The sequence below is a fragment of the Allorhizocola rhizosphaerae genome, from assembly GCF_003426775.1.
GTDB lineage: Bacteria > Actinomycetota > Actinomycetes > Mycobacteriales > Micromonosporaceae > Allorhizocola > Allorhizocola rhizosphaerae.
Genome location: NZ_QJUG01000078.1, coordinates 18894 through 35385, shown reverse-complemented (window position 1 = coordinate 35385; position 16492 = coordinate 18894). Strand labels below are relative to the sequence as shown.

At 69.3% G+C, this 16492-nt stretch carries 17 protein-coding genes; 11 read left to right on the top strand and 6 right to left on the bottom strand.

The window, feature by feature from the left end:
- The 6 genes from DM816_RS18485 to DM816_RS18460 form a co-directional block, all read left to right on the top strand.
- On the top strand, positions 1 to 752 hold a 752-nt coding region (locus tag DM816_RS18485), incomplete at its 5' end, for a PucR family transcriptional regulator (protein ID WP_170318838.1).
- A 79-nt stretch (positions 753 to 831) separates the two neighbouring features.
- Entirely contained in the window at positions 832 to 2001 is a 1170-nt protein-coding gene (locus DM816_RS18480; protein WP_117211494.1) for an acyltransferase domain-containing protein, read from the top strand.
- Positions 1998 to 2939, top strand: coding sequence for a beta-ketoacyl-ACP synthase III (locus DM816_RS18475; RefSeq protein WP_117211493.1), 942 nt, complete (start codon positions 1998 to 2000; stop codon positions 2937 to 2939). Before DM816_RS18480 ends, DM816_RS18475 begins: the two co-directional genes overlap by 4 nt.
- Positions 2940 to 2973: 34 nt before the next feature.
- Positions 2974 to 3213, top strand: a complete 240-nt coding sequence (locus DM816_RS18470) for an acyl carrier protein (RefSeq protein WP_117211492.1) — start codon at positions 2974 to 2976, stop codon at positions 3211 to 3213.
- 14 nt (positions 3214 to 3227) lie between these two features.
- Positions 3228 to 4454, top strand: coding sequence for a beta-ketoacyl-ACP synthase II (gene fabF, locus DM816_RS18465; RefSeq protein WP_117211491.1), 1227 nt, complete (start codon positions 3228 to 3230; stop codon positions 4452 to 4454).
- A 13-nt stretch (positions 4455 to 4467) separates the two neighbouring features.
- Positions 4468 to 5880 (top strand): acyl-CoA carboxylase subunit beta, encoded by a 1413-nt coding sequence (locus DM816_RS18460; RefSeq protein WP_117211490.1) that lies wholly within the window; start codon positions 4468 to 4470, stop codon positions 5878 to 5880.
- A 17-nt stretch (positions 5881 to 5897) separates the two neighbouring features.
- Here DM816_RS18460 and DM816_RS42680 read toward each other — a convergent pair whose 3' ends face one another.
- Positions 5898 to 6062, bottom strand: a complete 165-nt coding sequence (locus DM816_RS42680) for a hypothetical protein (RefSeq protein WP_162907600.1) — start codon at positions 6060 to 6062, stop codon at positions 5898 to 5900.
- Between the two features lie 126 nt (positions 6063 to 6188).
- Positions 6189 to 6680 (bottom strand): DUF3145 domain-containing protein, encoded by a 492-nt coding sequence (locus tag DM816_RS18455; RefSeq protein ID WP_117211489.1) that lies wholly within the window; start codon positions 6678 to 6680, stop codon positions 6189 to 6191.
- Positions 6681 to 6884: 204 nt separating this feature from the next.
- Here DM816_RS18455 and DM816_RS18450 point away from each other — a divergent pair, with 204 nt between their 5' ends.
- On the top strand, positions 6885 to 7220 hold the full coding sequence (locus DM816_RS18450; protein ID WP_117211488.1) for a hypothetical protein: 336 nt from the start codon (positions 6885 to 6887) through the stop codon (positions 7218 to 7220).
- A 230-nt stretch (positions 7221 to 7450) separates the two neighbouring features.
- Here the strand turns inward: DM816_RS18450 and DM816_RS18445 are convergent, their stop codons facing one another.
- Positions 7451 to 8059: a carbonic anhydrase gene (locus DM816_RS18445; protein WP_246002025.1), complete on the bottom strand. Its 609-nt coding sequence runs from the start codon at positions 8057 to 8059 to the stop codon at positions 7451 to 7453.
- 162 nt (positions 8060 to 8221) lie between these two features.
- Between DM816_RS18445 and DM816_RS18440 the strand changes: the two genes are divergently transcribed.
- Together DM816_RS18440 and DM816_RS18435 are read left to right on the top strand one after the other, a co-directional pair.
- Positions 8222 to 8836, top strand: coding sequence for a DedA family protein (locus DM816_RS18440; RefSeq protein ID WP_246002024.1), 615 nt, complete (start codon positions 8222 to 8224; stop codon positions 8834 to 8836).
- Positions 8836 to 11064 carry a HelD family protein gene (locus tag DM816_RS18435; protein WP_246002023.1) on the top strand — a complete coding sequence of 743 codons (2229 nt, stop codon included), beginning with the start codon at positions 8836 to 8838 and terminating at the stop codon, positions 11062 to 11064. Before DM816_RS18440 ends, DM816_RS18435 begins: the two co-directional genes overlap by 1 nt.
- On the opposite strand, the gene DM816_RS18430 is transcribed toward DM816_RS18435, so the two are convergent.
- Positions 11061 to 11582, bottom strand: coding sequence for a hypothetical protein (locus tag DM816_RS18430; protein WP_117211487.1), 522 nt, complete (start codon positions 11580 to 11582; stop codon positions 11061 to 11063). The genes DM816_RS18435 and DM816_RS18430 overlap by 4 nt on opposite strands.
- A 78-nt stretch (positions 11583 to 11660) precedes the next feature.
- Between DM816_RS18430 and DM816_RS18425 the strand changes: the two genes are divergently transcribed.
- Complete coding sequence (locus DM816_RS18425) at positions 11661 to 12566, top strand: tetratricopeptide repeat protein (protein WP_117211486.1); 906 nt, start codon at positions 11661 to 11663, stop codon at positions 12564 to 12566.
- Positions 12567 to 12580: 14 nt separating this feature from the next.
- Positions 12581 to 13690, top strand: coding sequence for a toxin glutamine deamidase domain-containing protein (locus tag DM816_RS18420; RefSeq protein ID WP_117211485.1), 1110 nt, complete (start codon positions 12581 to 12583; stop codon positions 13688 to 13690).
- Positions 13691 to 14248: 558 nt separating this feature from the next.
- On the opposite strand, the gene DM816_RS18415 is transcribed toward DM816_RS18420, so the two are convergent.
- Positions 14249 to 14770, bottom strand: coding sequence for a Uma2 family endonuclease (locus DM816_RS18415; RefSeq protein ID WP_211588755.1), 522 nt, complete (start codon positions 14768 to 14770; stop codon positions 14249 to 14251).
- 62 nt (positions 14771 to 14832) lie between these two features.
- Positions 14833 to 16485 (bottom strand): aminotransferase class V-fold PLP-dependent enzyme, encoded by a 1653-nt coding sequence (locus DM816_RS18410; protein WP_117211484.1) that lies wholly within the window; start codon positions 16483 to 16485, stop codon positions 14833 to 14835.
- Positions 16486 to 16492 lie beyond the last annotated feature (7 nt).

Genomic DNA, 16492 nt, shown 5'->3' with positions numbered 1-16492 from the left:
GCGCCGCCGAGTCCCGTGGCGCGTGGGACGCGCGCCTGCAAGCCCTGCTGGTGGACGCGCTGCTGCGCGGTGACTCGGCCGACGTGCTTGCCAGCCGGGCGGCCGCGCTGGGCTGGACCGACGCGCCGCCCGTGGTCGTGGTGGTTGGCAAGTCCCCCGGCGGCGAGGCGAGCGCGGTGTTGCACGCCGTGGCCCGGGCGGCCCGGCGGGCCAAGTTCGAGGTGCTCGGCGGGGTTCACGGGGATCGTCTCGTGGTCGTGGTCGGCGGGGCGAAAGACATCGCAGCCGCAGCCAAATCATTGCTCACCGTCTATGGGCCGGGCCCGGTCGTGGTGGGCCCGAGCGTGCCCACGCTTGAGGCGGCCACGGAGTCGGCGCGCTCAGCCATGGCCGGCTACCGGGCGGCGCCCGCGTGGCCCGACGCGCCCCGGCCGGTCCCATCGGACGACCTGCTGCCGGAGCGGGCCTTGTCGGGCGATGGCGAGGCGCGGCGGATCCTGCGGCAGGCCGCCTACGGCGCGCTCGTCAAGGCGAGCGGCGAGCTATTGGAGACCCTGGACGCCTTCCTGGCCAATGGAGGAGCCCTTGAGGCCACCGCTCGTGCCCTTTTTGTCCATCCGAATACGGTTCGGTACAGGCTCCGGCGAATCGCGGAAGTGACCGGATTCGCACCCCTGCTCCCCCGCGACGCCTTCACCCTGCGCATAGCCCTTGCCCTGGGCAGACTTGAGCCGGCGGGCGGGCCTTTGTAGGACTCCGACAACTGGCGTAGGAGGATTTGGTGAGCGGTGACCAAGGCGCGTCCAAGCGAGATCCTTCAGGGTGGATAACGTGCTTGCCGTTCTCTCGCCTGGGCAGGGTGCCCAGAAGCCAGGCTTCCTCACTCCATGGCTGGGCCTCGATGGGGCCGAGTCGAGGCTGCGCTGGTGGTCGGCCATGGCCGGCGTCGATCTGGTACACCTCGGGACCCAGGCCGACGCCGAGGAGATCAAGGACACGGCCAAGACCCAGCCGCTACTGATCGCCGCCGCCCTGCTGGCCGCCGACCATCTGCCCATCGCCGATGTCTCGGTTGTCGCCGGGCACAGCGTCGGTGAGCTCGGCGCCGCCGCGCTCGCCGGGGTCCTGTCCCCCGAGGCCGCCATCACGCTCGCCGGACTGCGCGGGCGCGAGATGGCCGCCGCGTGCGCCCTTGAGCCCACCGGCATGGCGGCCGTGCTCGGTGGCGACGAGGCCGAAGTCCTTGCCGCGCTTGACAAGCACGGCCTCCACCCGGCCAACCGCAACGGCGCGGGGCAGATCGTGGCGGCCGGACTTCGCGAGCGGCTGGAAAAGTTCGCCGCCGAGCCGCCCGCCCGCACCAGGGTGATCACCCTCCAGGTGGCGGGCGCCTTCCACACGCCCTACATGGCGCCGGCCGAACAGGCCCTCACCGCCGTCGCGGGTGGGATCATCCCGGCACACCCCGCCCGGCTGCTTCTGTCCAATGCCGACGGTGCGGCGGTCACCGAAGGCAGCGAGCTCCTGTCCCGGCTGGTGCGCCAGGTGACCGCGCCGGTCCGGTGGGACCTGTGCATGCGCACGCTGGCCGACCTGGGCGTCACCGCCGTCATCGAGCTTCCGCCCGCCGGCACGCTGGCCGGGCTGATCAAGCGCGAGCTCAAGGGCGACCACCTGCCCGAGATCGTCACCCTGAACACACCCGACGACCTGCCCGCCGCCCGCGATCTGATCGCGCGGCACGGCGCGCACCCATCACACGAGCCGACCCTGCACTTCCGCGTGGTCGTCGCCGGCGGGGCCGGCAACTTCCAGCCCGCGCCCGACCTGGAGGAGGGCGCGCCGATCAAGGCGGGCCAGCTCATCGGGCAGATCGTGACCCGCCAGGGTTCGGCAGACGTGACCGCCCTCCAGGCGGGCCACCTGATCGAATGGCTGGCGCACCACGATGACCCAGTCGCACCCGGGCAGCCGCTTGCCCGCATCGGAGAGCTTTCATGAACAAAGGCAGCAAGATCCTCTCGTTCGGTCACTACCAGCCGTCGCGAGTGCTCACCAACCACGACCTCGCCCAGATGGTCGACACCAACGACGAGTGGATCCAGTCGCGCGTCGGCATCAAGGAGCGCCGCATCGCCGACAGCGAGACAGTCGCCGACATGGCGGGGTTCGCGGCCGAGAAGGCGCTCGCGGCGTCGGGCCTGACCGTCGAGGACATCGATCTCGTCGTCGTGGCCACGTGCTCGGCGGCCGACCGCAGCCCCAACACCGCCTGTCGCGTCGCGGCCAAGCTGGGCATCGCCGCCCCGGCCGCGTTCGACCTCAACACCGCGTGCTCCGGGTTCTCCTACGCGCTGGCGACCGCCGACCACGCGATCCGGGCGGGCGCGGCCCGCAGCGCGATCGTCATCGGCGTCGAGAAGCTGTCGGAGATCACCGACTGGACCGATCGCTCCACCGCGGTCATCTTCGGCGACGCGGCCGGCGCGGCCGTGCTCACCGCCGTCGGTGACGACGAGGAGCCCGGTGTCGGACCCGTGGTGTGGGGGTCCGACCCGAGCGAGGCCATCGCCATCGAGGGCTGGCGGCCATACATCGTCCAAGAAGGACAGAAGGTGTTCCGCTGGGCCACCACCCAGGTTCCGGGCATCGCCATCGAGGCGTGCAAGAGGGCGGGCGTCGAGCCGTCGGAGCTCGGCGGGTTCGTGCCGCACCAGGCCAACCTGCGCATCATCGAGCCGATCGCCCGCAAACTCGGCGTCAACCCCGACGTCGTGGCGCGCGACATCGTCGAATCGGGCAACACGTCCGCGGCGAGCATCCCGCTCGCCCTGTCCAAAATGATCGAACGCGGCGAGATCAAGTCTGGTGCGCCCGTTCTGCTCGTCGGCTTCGGCGGCGGTCTGACCTATGCGGGTCAGGTCGTCCGCTGCCCGTAGTTATCAGGTACCAACAAAAATCGAAAGGAAAGAAATGACCCGCGAGGAAGTCATCGCCGGCCTGGCAGAGATCCTGGAAGAGGTCGCCGGGGTGGACCCCGCCGACGTCTCCGAGGAGAAGTCGTTCACTGAGGAGCTCGACGTCGACTCCCTGTCCATGGTCGAGGTCGTCGTCGCCGCCGAGGAGAAGTTCGGCGTCAAGATCCCGGACGACGAGGTGCAGAACCTGCGGACCGTTGGTGACGCAGCCGACTTCGTTCTGAAGAACCTGTAGAAAAGAGTTTTGTCGTGTCCAAGCCTGCCGTTGTCGTCACAGGAATGGGTGCCACGACCCCGCTCGGCGGGGACGTCGCCTCCACCTGGGACGCGATGCTGGCCGGCCACTCCGGGGTCAGCCCGCTGACCCAGGAGTGGGCCGCGAATCTGCCGGTCCGCATCGCCGCCCAGCTGGCGGTCGAGCCCAGCGAAAAGCTCGATCGGATCAAGCTCAGAAGGATGGACCGCTCCGAGGCGTGCGCGCTCATCGCCGCCGCCGAGGCGTGGGCCGATGCCGGCCTGGCCGAGGCGGGCCTGGACCCGGAACGGCTCGGTGTGGTGGTCGGCTCGGGCATCGGCGGGGCGACCACCCTGCTCGCCCAGGACGACATCCTGGAGCAGTCGGGGCCGCGCAAGGTGAGCCCGCACACCGTGCCCATGCTCATGCCCAACGGGCCGGCCGCGTTCGTCGGCCTGGAATACCGGGCTCGCGCCGGGGTGCACGCGCCGACCAGCGCGTGCGCCACGGGAGCCGAGGCCATCGCCTGGGGTCTGGACATGATCCGGGCGGGGCGGGCAGATGTCGTGCTCGCGGGCGGCGTCGAGGCGGTGATCCATCCGCTGCCGATCGCCGGGTTCGCCTCGATGCGCGCCATGTCCACGCGCAACGACGAGCCGAAGAAGGCGTCCCGCCCGTGGGATAAGGGCCGCGACGGGTTCGTGCTCGGCGAGGGCGGGGGGATCATCGTGCTTGAGCGGGAAGACCACGCTCGCGCGCGTGGAGCGCGTGTCTATGCCCGGCTGGCGGGCGCCGGCATGACGTCGGACGGGTTCGACATCGTGCAGCCGCACCCCGAGGCCGAGGGCGGCGCGCGGGCCATGCTCGCGGCGCTGCGCGACGGCGGCATCTCGCCCAAGGACGTGATGCACGTCAACGCGCATGCCACGTCGACACCGGTCGGCGACATGGCCGAGGTGGTCGGCGTGCTGCGGGTGATCGGCGACCACCCGGTGCTCACCGCGACCAAGTCCATGACCGGTCACCTGCTGGGGGCGGCGGGGGCGCTGGAGTCCATCGCCACCATCCTGTCCATCCGCGACGGTGTCATCCCGCCGACGATTAACCTCGACGACCCGGACGACGCGCTTAACCTCGATGTGGCGGCCCACAAGGCCCGCCAGATGACCATCCCCGCGGCACTGAACAACTCGTTCGGCTTCGGCGGACACAATGTCGCGCTCCTCTTTATCCAAGCCTGATCGGGAGACCTACATGACCATCACCTCCGCGACGGTGGAAGAATCCACTGTGGACTATCGCGATCCCCTGGTGCGCCTGCGGACACTGTTCGACCAGGGGACCCTGCGCACGCTGATCACCCAGGACGACTCGGGCGTGCTCAGCGCGCGGGGCGAGATCGACGGCACGCCCGCGATCGCCTTCGCCACCGACGCCACCCGCATGGGCGGCGCCATGGGCATCGAAGGCTGCAAGCACGTCGTGGACGCCATCGACATCGCGGTGCGCGAGCGGGTACCGGTCATCGGGCTTTGGCACTCCGGCGGCGCGCGGCTGGCCGAGGGTGTGGTGGCGCTCGACGGCGTGGGGCAGGTGTTCGCGGCGATGGTCCGGGCCTCGGGGCGGGTGCCGCAGATCTCGGTGGTGCTCGGGCCGGCGGCCGGTGGGGCGGCGTATGGTCCGGCGCTGACCGACATCGTGATCATGGCGGGCGCGGGGCGCATCTTCGTGACCGGGCCCGAGGTCGTCCGGAGCGTCACCGGCGAGCAGGTCGACATGGAGCGGCTGGGCGGGCCAGAGCCGCACGGGCGCCGGTCGGGAGTCGTACACATCACGACCAAGGACGACGCGTCGGCGATCGACGAGGCGCGCAAGTTGGCCCGGCTGCTGGGCTCGCAGGGGCGGATCTCGCCCGCCGACGTGGCCGAAGATCGGGATCTCGCGGCGACGCTGCCCGCCGAGGCCTCGCGGGCATACGACGTCAAGCCACTGGTCAAGGCGCTGCTCGACGAGCCGGGGGTGGAACTGCACGCCAAGTGGGCGCCCAACATCGTCACGACGCTGGGCCGGTTCGCCGGGCGCACGGTGGGTGTGATCGCCAACAACCCACTGCGGCTGGGCGGGTGTCTGGACGCGTCGAGCGCGGAGAAGGCGGCGCGGTTCGTGCGGATGTGCGACTCCTTGGGGGTACCGCTGGTCGTGCTCGTGGACGTGCCGGGTTATCTGCCGGGCCTTGGGCAGGAGTGGGACGGTGTGGTGAGGCGCGGTGCGAAGCTCCTGCACGCGTTCGCCGAGGCGGTCGTGCCTCGCGTGACCCTGGTGACGCGCAAGGCCTATGGCGGCGCATACATCGCGATGAACTCGCGTTCCCTTGGCGCCACGGCGGTTTACGCCTGGCCCTCCGCCGAGATCGCCGTCATGGGCGCGTCGGCGGCAGTCAACATCCTGCACCGCAAGAAGCTTGCGGCTTCCCCGGCCGATGATCGGGAGGCGTTGCGCGCCAAGCTCATCGAGGAGCAGATGACCGAGGCCGGCGGGGTCAACCGGGCGCTGGAGATCGGTGTGGTGGACGACATCATCAAGCCCACGGAGACCCGCAAGCGCCTCGCCGAAACCCTCGCGGACGCCCCGGCGGCGCGCGGCGCGCACGGCAACATCCCGCTGTAACGCATACGCCGGGCGGCTCAAGCCGCCCGGCGTTTGGACGCCACGCCGGAGGCGCTGCCGGCCGTGGCAACGCAGTGGCCTGTCGAAGGCGTGCCGGACAGCCCGCGCGGCTGGCTGATCCGGGTCGCGTCGCATCGCTTGATCGACCACCTGCGCAGCGAGGAGTCGCGGCTGCGGCGCACGGATCTGGCCTCACGCTGGCCGGGGACACGGAGCCGCCGCAGCGCACTACAAAAATGGCAGACGGCGGGCCTCTTGGAGCGGGACTGTCTGCTCCGGCAGGCCGGCTCACCTCACCGTAGAACGGGTCAACCCGCGCGGGTCAACAGGGTGTCGGGCGCTCCCTCGGCGGCGTACCGGTACGGCTCAAGATCGTTATCCCAGTCCGTGCCGAGCGCCGTATGCAGGGCGAAGGTGAGCGCTTCCGGTGAGCGTGACTGCGCGATGAGCACGCGCAGCCGGTCCTCGCCGAGCTGGATGTCGCCCGCCGCGCCGGTCGTGGCACGGAACAGCCCGCGCCCCGGCACGTGCATGAACCGCTCGCCGTCGACACCCGCGCTCGGCTCCTCGGTCACCTCGAACCGGATCATCGGCCACTGCTTGAGCTCGCCCGCGATCTGCGCGGCCGTGCCCGGCCGGCCCGTCCAGCCCGCCTCGGCGCGGCGCGCTCCGGGCTCGACGGGCTGGGCTGTCCAGGGCAGACTGACCGCCGCGCCGAGCGCACGGGAAATCGCCCACTCGACATGCTGGCACAGCGCGAGCGGGCTCGAGTGGACGTATACAACGCCACGCGTGGGCACTCGTTTGACCTCCCGGACGACAGGTGCGTCTTCCCCTACGCCCTGGCATCGGTTTGGTCAGTCAGTTGTGTCAGCCCATGATGACTGCTTAGGTAGACGTGACGCCAGTGACTCGCCAAAACCCGTACGAACTTTTTCCCTCGGCCGTTGGTCGGGTAAAGTTGGCCGGTCAATCCTCGACTTTTTTGAGCAAGGAGCGCTTTCGTGGCGAGCAACACCTCCAAGACCGCGCGCGCCTCAGTCCGGGCCGGACAGGCTGGAAAAGACGGCGCTCTCAGCGTGTTGGGCGAGTTCAAATACATCATCCCGCTCAACAACGGCAAGCACGCCTACGTGCGCAATCTCACCAATGGCAAGACCGCCCACCTGAGCACCAGCTCCGAGGCTTTCGTCGAGGAGATCCGGGTGCTCACCGGCGCCGGTCACGGCCCGAAGATCCGCGCCGAGCTGGTCACCCTCAACGAGACCTACCCGACCCAGGGTTGGGACGTCACCGAGAAGCGCCTGGTCGAGGCCGGCGTCTTCGAGGCAGCGGCCTGAGCCGCAGCAGTCAAGCCGACTGACCCCGCCGCGGTGATGCGGCGGGGTTTCGCATGCGCGCCATGCGCCGCACCCACGACGGGGTTTCGCACGCGTGCCATGCGCATGCCGCTACGGGTTGAGTACGGTCTCAACACCGGTGTCGAGACCGTAGGCGGCGCCGCCGGAGGCACAGCGTCCGGAATCACCGGTTGCTGCGCCATCCGACCGGCGGTATCCCCGCGACACGCCTATGGGTTAAGGACCGTCACGACGCCGGTGTCGAGATCGTAGACAGCGCCGACGACGTGGGCGCGGCCCTCGGCGTCGGCGGTGGCCAGGCGGTCGACGCCGCGCAGGCGGGTGACCGTGCGGGAGACGTGCTCGCGCAAGGTTTTGGCGTGCACGTCAGGGTCTTCCAGCCCGGCGGCGACCACGGCCGGCGCGATCTGATCGACCAGGTAACCCAGTGGGCCGCTGACCACCTTGCCGGTGCGCAGCGCCTCCACGGTGGCCGCGATCGCGCCGCACCGCTCGTGTCCAAGCACGACAATCAGGGACACGCCCAGCTCGGTCACCGCGAACTCGATCGAGCCGACGACGGACTGGTCGAGCACGTGCCCGCCGGACCGCACCACACAGATCGAGCCGAAGTTCTGGTCGAAGACCGCTTCGAGCGGCACACGAGAATCGATGCAGCCGACCACGACGGCGTAGGGCTGCTGCACGCGCGAATTCGCCGCGGCGTTGGCGACGTGATGGCCATAACGGGGCCGGCCCGTGGCGAACCGCCGATTGCCCGCGAGCAGGTCGGACAGGGCCTCGGCCGGGCCACGACGCACCTCGGTAACTGCGTTCACAGGAATACTTTCGCGTCAGGAGCTAGAGAAGGCACATAGATGTCATGCGGGTCACTCTCGCCGGGTGATCGTGGCGAGTTCGGTCGGGTTCACTCCTCATCGGGCGGAGGGCGGCCCGCATCGGGTATCTTTCACCGGTTGGGCCGGTAGAGGGGACGCCTAGTGGAACATGTGTCGGAGTGGCTGCAGGGCTTCCCTCCCCTGGTCATCTATCTGATTGTGGGCGGCATCATCGGCCTGGAGAGCATGGGCATCCCCCTTCCAGGTGAGATTACCCTGGTCAGTGCTTCGCTGTTGGCGGTGAAGGGCGCGGGCAGCCCGTGGGGCGTGTCGATCGCCGCCGCTCTGGGGGCCATCATCGGAGATTCGATTGGGTACGCTGTCGGCCACCGCGGAGGCCGCCCGCTGCTCGCGCGGCTGGGCCGGCGCTTCCCCAAGCACCTGGGGCCCGACCAGATCGACCGCGCCGAGGCCATGTTCGCCCGCTGGGGCGTGTGGGCCGTCTTCTTCGGACGGTTCGTCGCGCTGCTGCGCATCCTGGCCGGCCCGATGGCGGGCGCGCTGCGCGTGCCCTACCGCAAGTTTCTGAGGGCCAACGCCGGGGGCGGCCTGGTGTGGGCGTTCGGCACGCTCTGGGCCATCTACTGGGTGGGCGAGGCCGCCGAGCGCTGGCTCAAGGGTTTCTCGTTGGCGGCGCTGGTGCTCGCGGCCGTCGCCGACATCTTCACGACCTGGCTGCTCAAGCCGCGTGCCAAGCAGGCGATGGCGTCCAGCTGATGACCGACTCCATCCTTCACGACGAAATCACGCTCGAACAAAAGCACGTCGACCGGGTCTACGAGCGGCTGGCGCAGCTGAAGCGCGACGCGCTGCGCGCCGAGGCCGAGGGATACCAGCTGGCGAAGGTCGGCAACTTCGGCTCCCTGGTCGAGCGCGACGCGATGGTGTTCCACGCCGCCCGGCGCCGGCACACGCTCGACGCCGAGCATGAGGGCCTGGTCTTCGGCCGCCTGGACATGCACCCCGAGGCGGTCGCATCCGACACGCGCCCGGAGGAAGGCGCACGACCTGAGGAAGGCGCACGACCTGAGGAAGGCGCACGACCTGAGCTAGAAACGCGCCCGGAAAGAGGCGCGCCCGCTAAGGCAGACACCCGGCCCGACGAAGGCGCCGGCCGTGAAACACACGCGCCTGAGACAGAGGCCGAGGGGGCGCCGAAGCCGCGCTACATCGGGCGGTTGGGCGTGCGCGCCGAGGATGGCGAGCCGCTGCTGATCGACTGGCGGGCCCCGGCCGCGGCGGCGTTTTATCGCGCCACGGCGGCGCAGCCGCAGGGTGTGATCCGGCGCCGCATGATCACCTCGTTCGGCGAGAAGGTCACCGCGCTCGACGACGACCTGCTGGACCCGGCAGCGGCCGGGCCCGAGATCCGCGTGGTCGGCGACGGCGCACTGATGGCCGCGCTCAGCCGGGCCAAGGGCACGGGCATGCGCGACATCGTGGCCACCATCCAGCACGAGCAGGATCTCGCGATCCGCGCGCCGGCCGGCGGGGTGACGGTCGTGGAGGGCGGGCCCGGCACGGGCAAGACCGCCGTGGCGCTGCATCGGGCAGCCTTCCTGCTGTACACCGACCGAGCCCGGTTCGCGGGCGGCGGCGTGCTGATCGTCGGCCCGAGCCCGGTGTTCGTGCGCTACATCGAGACCGTGCTGCCGGCCCTGGGCGAGGAGTCGGCGACGCTGCGCTCGCTCGGACAGCTCGTCGTCGGGTTCGACGCCACGCGCGAGGAGACAGCCGCCGTGCGCGCGATCAAGGGCAGCCTGCGCATGCGCCGCGTGCTGCGCCGGGCGGCCGAGGACGCGCCGCCGGGCGTGCCCGATGGGCTTCGGATCCGTTATCGCGGCGAATGGTTGGTACTGTCCAAAAAGGAGACTGAGGACATCCGGCGGCGAGTCGGGCGCGGACAGCGGCGCAACGAGATCAGGGCCCGCGCCTTCGGCGAGATCCTCGACGCTCTCTACCCGCAGATGCGCGGCAGCATCGAGCAGAGCCGGTTCGACGAGGAACTGTCCGATCACGAGGATTTCCGGGCGTTCCTGCGGCGATGGTGGCCGCTGGTCACCCCGCACGACGTGCTTGGCTGGCTGGCCGATCCGCGCCGGTTGCGCCGCTACGCCGACGGCACACTGTCCCATGAGGAGCAGCGGCGGCTGGCGGCAAGCATCGCGGGCGACCCGAGCATCGACGACATCCCGCTGCTTGACGAGCTGTCCGAGCTGGTCGGGTCGCAGCCCAAGCCCAAGCGGCGCCGGTCCAAGACGCCGCAGGTGCTGGGCACGGTGCAGCAGCAGGCACGGGTCGAGCGGCCGGCCGACTATCGCGACTTCGCCCACGTGGTCGTCGACGAGTCGCAGGACGTGACGCCGATGCAGTGGCGCATGATCGGGCGGCGCGGCCACGCGGCCAGTTGGACCATCGTCGGCGATCCGGCGCAGTCGGCGTGGGTCGGCAACCCGCAGGAGCCCATGCGGGCGCGTGACGAGGCCATCGGCGGGCGCGCCCGGCACCACCACCGCTTGACCACCAACTACCGTAACTCCGCCGAGATCTTCGAGGTCGCGGCCGAGGTGATCCGCAAGGTGTCGCCGGATCTGCCGCTGCCCAAGGCGGTGCGGTCGACCGGCGTGCCACCCGAGGATGTGCTCGTGCCGCCGGGGCAGCTGCGCGAAGCGGTGCGCGGGGCGGTCGAGCGGATGCGCGGCGAGGTCGAGGGCACGATCGGCATCATCGCGCCGGACGCGCGGCTGCGCGACCTGATCGCGAGCTGGCTGCAGCTCGACGAGCGGACGAGCGTGGTGACCGCGCTCGCGGCCAAGGGCATGGAGTACGACGGGGTCGTGCTTGCCGAGCCGGGGCTCGTGGACAGCCCGCGCACGCTCTATGTCGCGCTGTCGCGTGCCACGCAACGGCTCACCACGGTCGGCACTCGCCCGTGGCGTTCCTAAGCGGGGTTTGACCACACCGGGACGTCGCGCAAAATCAGGTCCTGTCCGTCGGGCCAGTGAAAGTCGTGCAGCGTGATGGTGAGGCGCTTGGCCGGTGGATCGGTGTCCCACACCACGTGCACCAGCTTGCTGCGCTGGTTCAGTGGCGGGTCACCGTTGCCGCCGCCCTGGAACGGCACGCCGTCGAGGGCCGCACCCGTGGCATGATCGCTCAACAGGTACTCCATCCGGGAAAAGTCGCTGGCGACGGTCCGGGTGACATAAGCGGTCACGGTGATTGACGGCCGCCGCTTGAATTGCCATTCGCTGGTGGTCCGCACCACAGACTCGACCGTGTATCGCCAGCCGTGCCCCTCGACCGTCCAAGGTGGACCGCCGCGCGCATCGATCGTGATCTGCTCTGCCTGGCGCATGAACGGCGGCAACGGCAGGCCGGTGAAGCCGGCCCGGTTGGCGAACACCAGGATGATCAGGGTCAATGCGATGACCGCGGATGTCGCTTTGCCAAGCGGTGTCATGTGGCGCTCTCAGGGGGTGGCTCGGGGGCAGTAGGCTCTCACGATAATCGGGCGTTCCAAGTCAGTAAGGCGGCATCGATGTCCGAAGAATATGCGCGTGCCTTGACGCTCATGGATGAGGGTCGGCATGGGCAGGCGCGCCAATTGCTCCAGGACGCCATCGCGCAGCGCAGCGGCGACCTCCAATTGCGACTGGCGCTGGGCCGGTGCCTGGTCCTGATGTCCGAGCATCGCGCCGCCGAGGATCAGTTGCGGTTGGTGGTGGCCAATCTTCCGCAAAACCCTTCTGCTTGGTACCACTTGGGCGTCAGCCTGCAGGCGCAGTCCCGGCTGGACGAGGCGGCGGACGCCTACCGCCGGGCGCTACAGATCGAAAATCACGCCGATGCCTGGGAGCGCCTGGCGCAGTGCGAGCGGCCCACCGTCCAGAGTGGACAGGTGTTGCCGGCCGCGCCACCGGCCACGCTGGCGGCGAGCATCGCCCAGCTTGGCACGGCCGAAGAGGGCAGCGTGCAGGAGACACTGCGCCCGCGCTGGCGCCACTTCTGCCTGCCCGCGGTCGTGGCGACGCTGTTCACGATCGGCGTGCTCTGCACGGGCCAGTCGAGCTCCCTCGTTTCCCCGCTCGACGTGCTGCTTCCCTTGGGGCTTGCCGGCTATTGCGGGTTCGCGTGGGTGGCGGTCGCGCTGCAGGCCACGCGCAACAGATATGTGCTCTACCAACGCCGGCTGGACCTCAACGTCGGTGTGCTCGACCAGCAGGCCGTCTACATCTGGCTATTTGAGATCACCGGTGCACGGGCGGTGCGTGGCCCGCTTTCCGCGCTGACCAACACCGCGTCGGTGGAGGTCGACTACAAGCAGGACCTGACGGCGCGGCTGGAGGGCATCGGCGACTTCGCCACGGCCGACCGCGTCGCCAAGCTGCTCACGCGCCGGGCCGCCGAGGAGCGGCGCGACATGAAGGGCATCCTCATCACCTGAAAGGCGGAACACCGATGTCAGGCGACGACGCGGCGGCTGCCGCCGCGGCCAACGCGACGCCAACGGACAGCACGACGGTCGCGGGCTTCACGGGCACGGACGGCACGACAGTCGCGGGCTTCACGGGGATGGACGGTTACACCGGCGTGGCTCACCAGCACGACGATCAGCCCAACTTCACGCCCGCCGTGCCGCCCCCGCTGTATTCCGAGCCCAACATGAGCCCCGCCCCGCACCACGACCCCGCGCAGCTGCTGCCCATGTTCGGGCCCACGTCGGACACGAGCGTCGGTCCGCATCAGGTGCTGGCGCGCGACCACACCGGCTCGGGAGTCGTGGTCTGGAGCGACCAGCTTCCCGGTTTCCAGGCGCACGAGCGCGCCGTCGAAAACCTGCCCGAGCGCGACCCGCTGGGCAACCTGGCCGGCAACGTACTCGCCAGCGCGGCCGCGATGGCCGGCGCGAGCGAGGACAAGCAGCACGCCCTGCGCGACCTCGGGCGCGAACTCGGGCGGCTGGCCAGCCAGCACGGCACCATCGAGCACGACCGCCCGGTGCCTGCCTGGCACAGCCCGCCGCACGTGCCCGAATACCGCGGCAGCGAAATCGCACCCGAACGGATCGCGCGGCCGTCATCCGGCCGGGTCGGCGAGCCGCTGGGCGAGAGCGTGCCCACCGGACCGCCCGGTGAACCGCCCGTGCTCGTGCTTCCCCTACCGCACATCAACACGGCGGCCGCCGACGACACTCAGCGGAAGAACTGCGCGCCGGTGGCCGCGGCCACCGACTACACGCTGCGCGGCATCCCCACCATCGTGCAGAGCGACGGCCGGGAGCACCCGGAGATGTCCGAGCACGAGCTGTGCCAGATGGCCTACCCCGGCCGGCGGTTCAGCCGCGTCGACGGCTGGGAGCAGGTCGAGCAGCGCCTCACCGAGGCCGGTCACGGCGCCACGGGCATCATCGGCACCTCGTGGCACGACGAGAGCGGCGAGCCACAGGGCCACTTCCTCAACGCCATCAACTGGCACGGCAACATCTTTTACCTCGACGGTCAGGTCGGCGAGGTCGAGCACGAGGCACGCGAGCTATACACGGCCGAAACCTTCCTCCGCACCCGCTAACCCCCTTTCGCGTCGATCATGAACCTAAGTCCATTCTCGACGGCGCGTCGCCACCGTAACTTCATGATCGACGCGGCGGCGGGCGGGGGTGATCGCTCCGGCGCGCGCTTCCGGGCACGACGAGCCCCGATTCGTACGCGGCGACGACCGCGTGGGTCGGTGCAGGCCGAGCTTGTCGAGCACCAGGCTGGCGGGTGTCTTGACGGTCTCCTCGCCCACCACCAACCGCCGCGCAACCCGCCACCGGCGTGCAGCACCCCGCCGACCATGGCGACTCGCTCGTGCAGGAAGCTGAGACCGCGACTGTCGCTGGCCCGGGTGAGCCCGTGCCGTTGTCACGCACGCGCAGCCGCACGGCGCCTTCAGCAGCCGGCCCCGAATGGACGCAGGTCTGGCGATCCAGGCGACCAGGGCGGTGGAAACCATGCCCTATCAAGCCCTGCCGCCTACGCCGTGGTATCTGTCTTGATAGGAGGGTTACTGTTCCGTTGGCGCGACGCCCGAGGAGTCAACGCCTCGCAATCTCGGTGAGGTCGATGTCGATGTCGAACGGCACGCTCAGCTTGAGCCGGTCGTGGTGGGTGCCGGTGAGGGCGTATGCTCGCGTGCCGGATCGAGCCCATAGACATGCACCACCATCTCGCCGTTGTCGTCTTCCACCCGCCAGAAGTGCGTGATCTTGGCCTCGGCATACAGTTGCGGCTTGCGGTAGCGGTCACGCTCCGCGGAGTCCGGCGACACCACCTCGATGGCGAGCATGACCGCCTCGGCCGGATACCACGTCGCCTCCTGGTTGGTAGCCACATTGGCGCGCACCACCACAATCTCGGGCTCGGGCCGTTGCCGATTGCTGATAAACACCGACATCTCGCGCCGCACGCGCCGGTCAGCCGGAGCGAGATCGCCCAGCCTGCGATCCAACAGAGAAAGTGCCAAAGTATGAAACTGTTTCTGGGGGCTCACGAAGACCAGGCTCCCGTCGATCAACTCGGTGTGAGGGGGCAGATCGGGGAGGCGGTCCAGGTCTTCCGCTGTGTAGCCACCAACGGGCGGCTCTGGCCAACAGGTCTCTGCACTCATGTAGCCTCCTTCCCCTTCGCCATCATAATCGACTTAGTCTCATTGTCTAACCGAGGCACTCTCTAACCGAGGCACTCGTCGGGGAGTTCGAACCAGCGTAGGTCTTCGAAGTGTTGGGAGACGCGGATTCCGGCCGCACCGTCGGTGCGAGGGCCGTCGGCGATGGCGAAGAGGTGGCGCGCGAAGTCAAGGTATTCGGCGAAGGCGGACTCGGGCGCACGCTCGTGATGGGCCGGGAATCGCAGGCGCCCGTGCTCATCGTAGCCCAACTGGGACAGGCGAAGCGGCGGCTCGACGAGCCCGCCCTTGTGCCGCCACAGCCCGGTCGCCGGGTCGAACCTGTAGTCGGGCAACAACTTCCAACCATCCGTCGCGACCAAGTGCACAGCGTCCACAATGTACCGGAAACACGCGTCGGAGATGAAGTAATTGAAACTCACGCGCACCCAGCCGGGCCTGATCCCCTCGCACCCGCTCGCTATCTCTTCCTGGAGCCCGTGCGACCGATCGAGGTCGATGCCGAGCAGGCGGTGCCCATACGGACCCGCGCAGGAGCACCCGCCCCGCGACTGGATCCCGAACAAATCGTTGAGCAGGGCCACGACAAAGTTGTGGTGCAGATATCTGCCGCCCGGACGGCGTACCACAAAGGAGATGATGGAAAGCCGGTCCGCCGTAAGGTTTCCCAGGATTTCGAGGTTCGGGTTCTCCTGCCACGTCGCGATGGCCTGGTGCAGGAAGCGCTCCTCCCGCGCGCGGATGAGGTCGGTGCCGACGGCCTCCTTGAGCTGGAACACGAGCCCGGCGCGGATGGACTCGACGATCGCCGGGGTGCCGCCCTCCTCCCGATGCGACGGATCGCTCAAGTATCTGTGCTCCAAGGAGTTCACGAACTCGACCGTGCCGCCGCCGGGCACGGTCGGCACCGCGTTGCGCACCAGTTCCCGCCGCACGACGAGGACTCCGGGCGTGCCGGGGCCGCCGACGAACTTGTGCGGTGAAATGAATATCGCGTCCTTGCCCTTCATATCCATTTTGATGTACGGCGCCGCGGCCGCATAGTCCCAAAAGGACAGCGCGCCGTGCTCGTGCAGTAGGCGCGAAATCCCTTGCGTGTCACTGAGAATCCCCGTGACGTTGGAAGCGGCGGAGAATGAGCCTATCTTCAGTGGCCGGTCTCCGTACTTGATGAGCATTGATTCGAGAAAACCGAAATCGATGTGACCGCTCGGATCCTCGGGCACCACCACCACATCGGCGATCGACTCGCGCCATGGCAACTCGTTGGAGTGGTGCTCGAACGGTCCGATGAAGACGATCGGCCGCTCGGCCGGCGGAATGTGGTCGGCGAGCCCGGCCAGCTGGGAGGGCAGGCGGATGCCCAGGATGCCGATCAGCTTGTCGATGGCGCCGGTTGAGCCGGAGCCGGTGAAAATGACAATCGTGTCATCGTCGGCGCCGACGGCGTCGTGGATGACGGTGCGGGCGTCCTCGCGCAGCCGGGTGGTCTGCAGCCCGGTGCCGCTGGACTCGGTGTGGGTGTTCGCGTACCGCGGCAGGACCTCGTCGCGAATGAAGTCCTCGATGAACCGCAGCGCCCGCCCGGACGCGGTGTAGTCGGCATAGGTCACCCGGCGAGCGCCGTAAGGCCCCCACATCACCTGGTCATCTCCGATGACCGAATCCCGAATCCGCCGCAGCAGCGGGGATGTCATCCTCAAA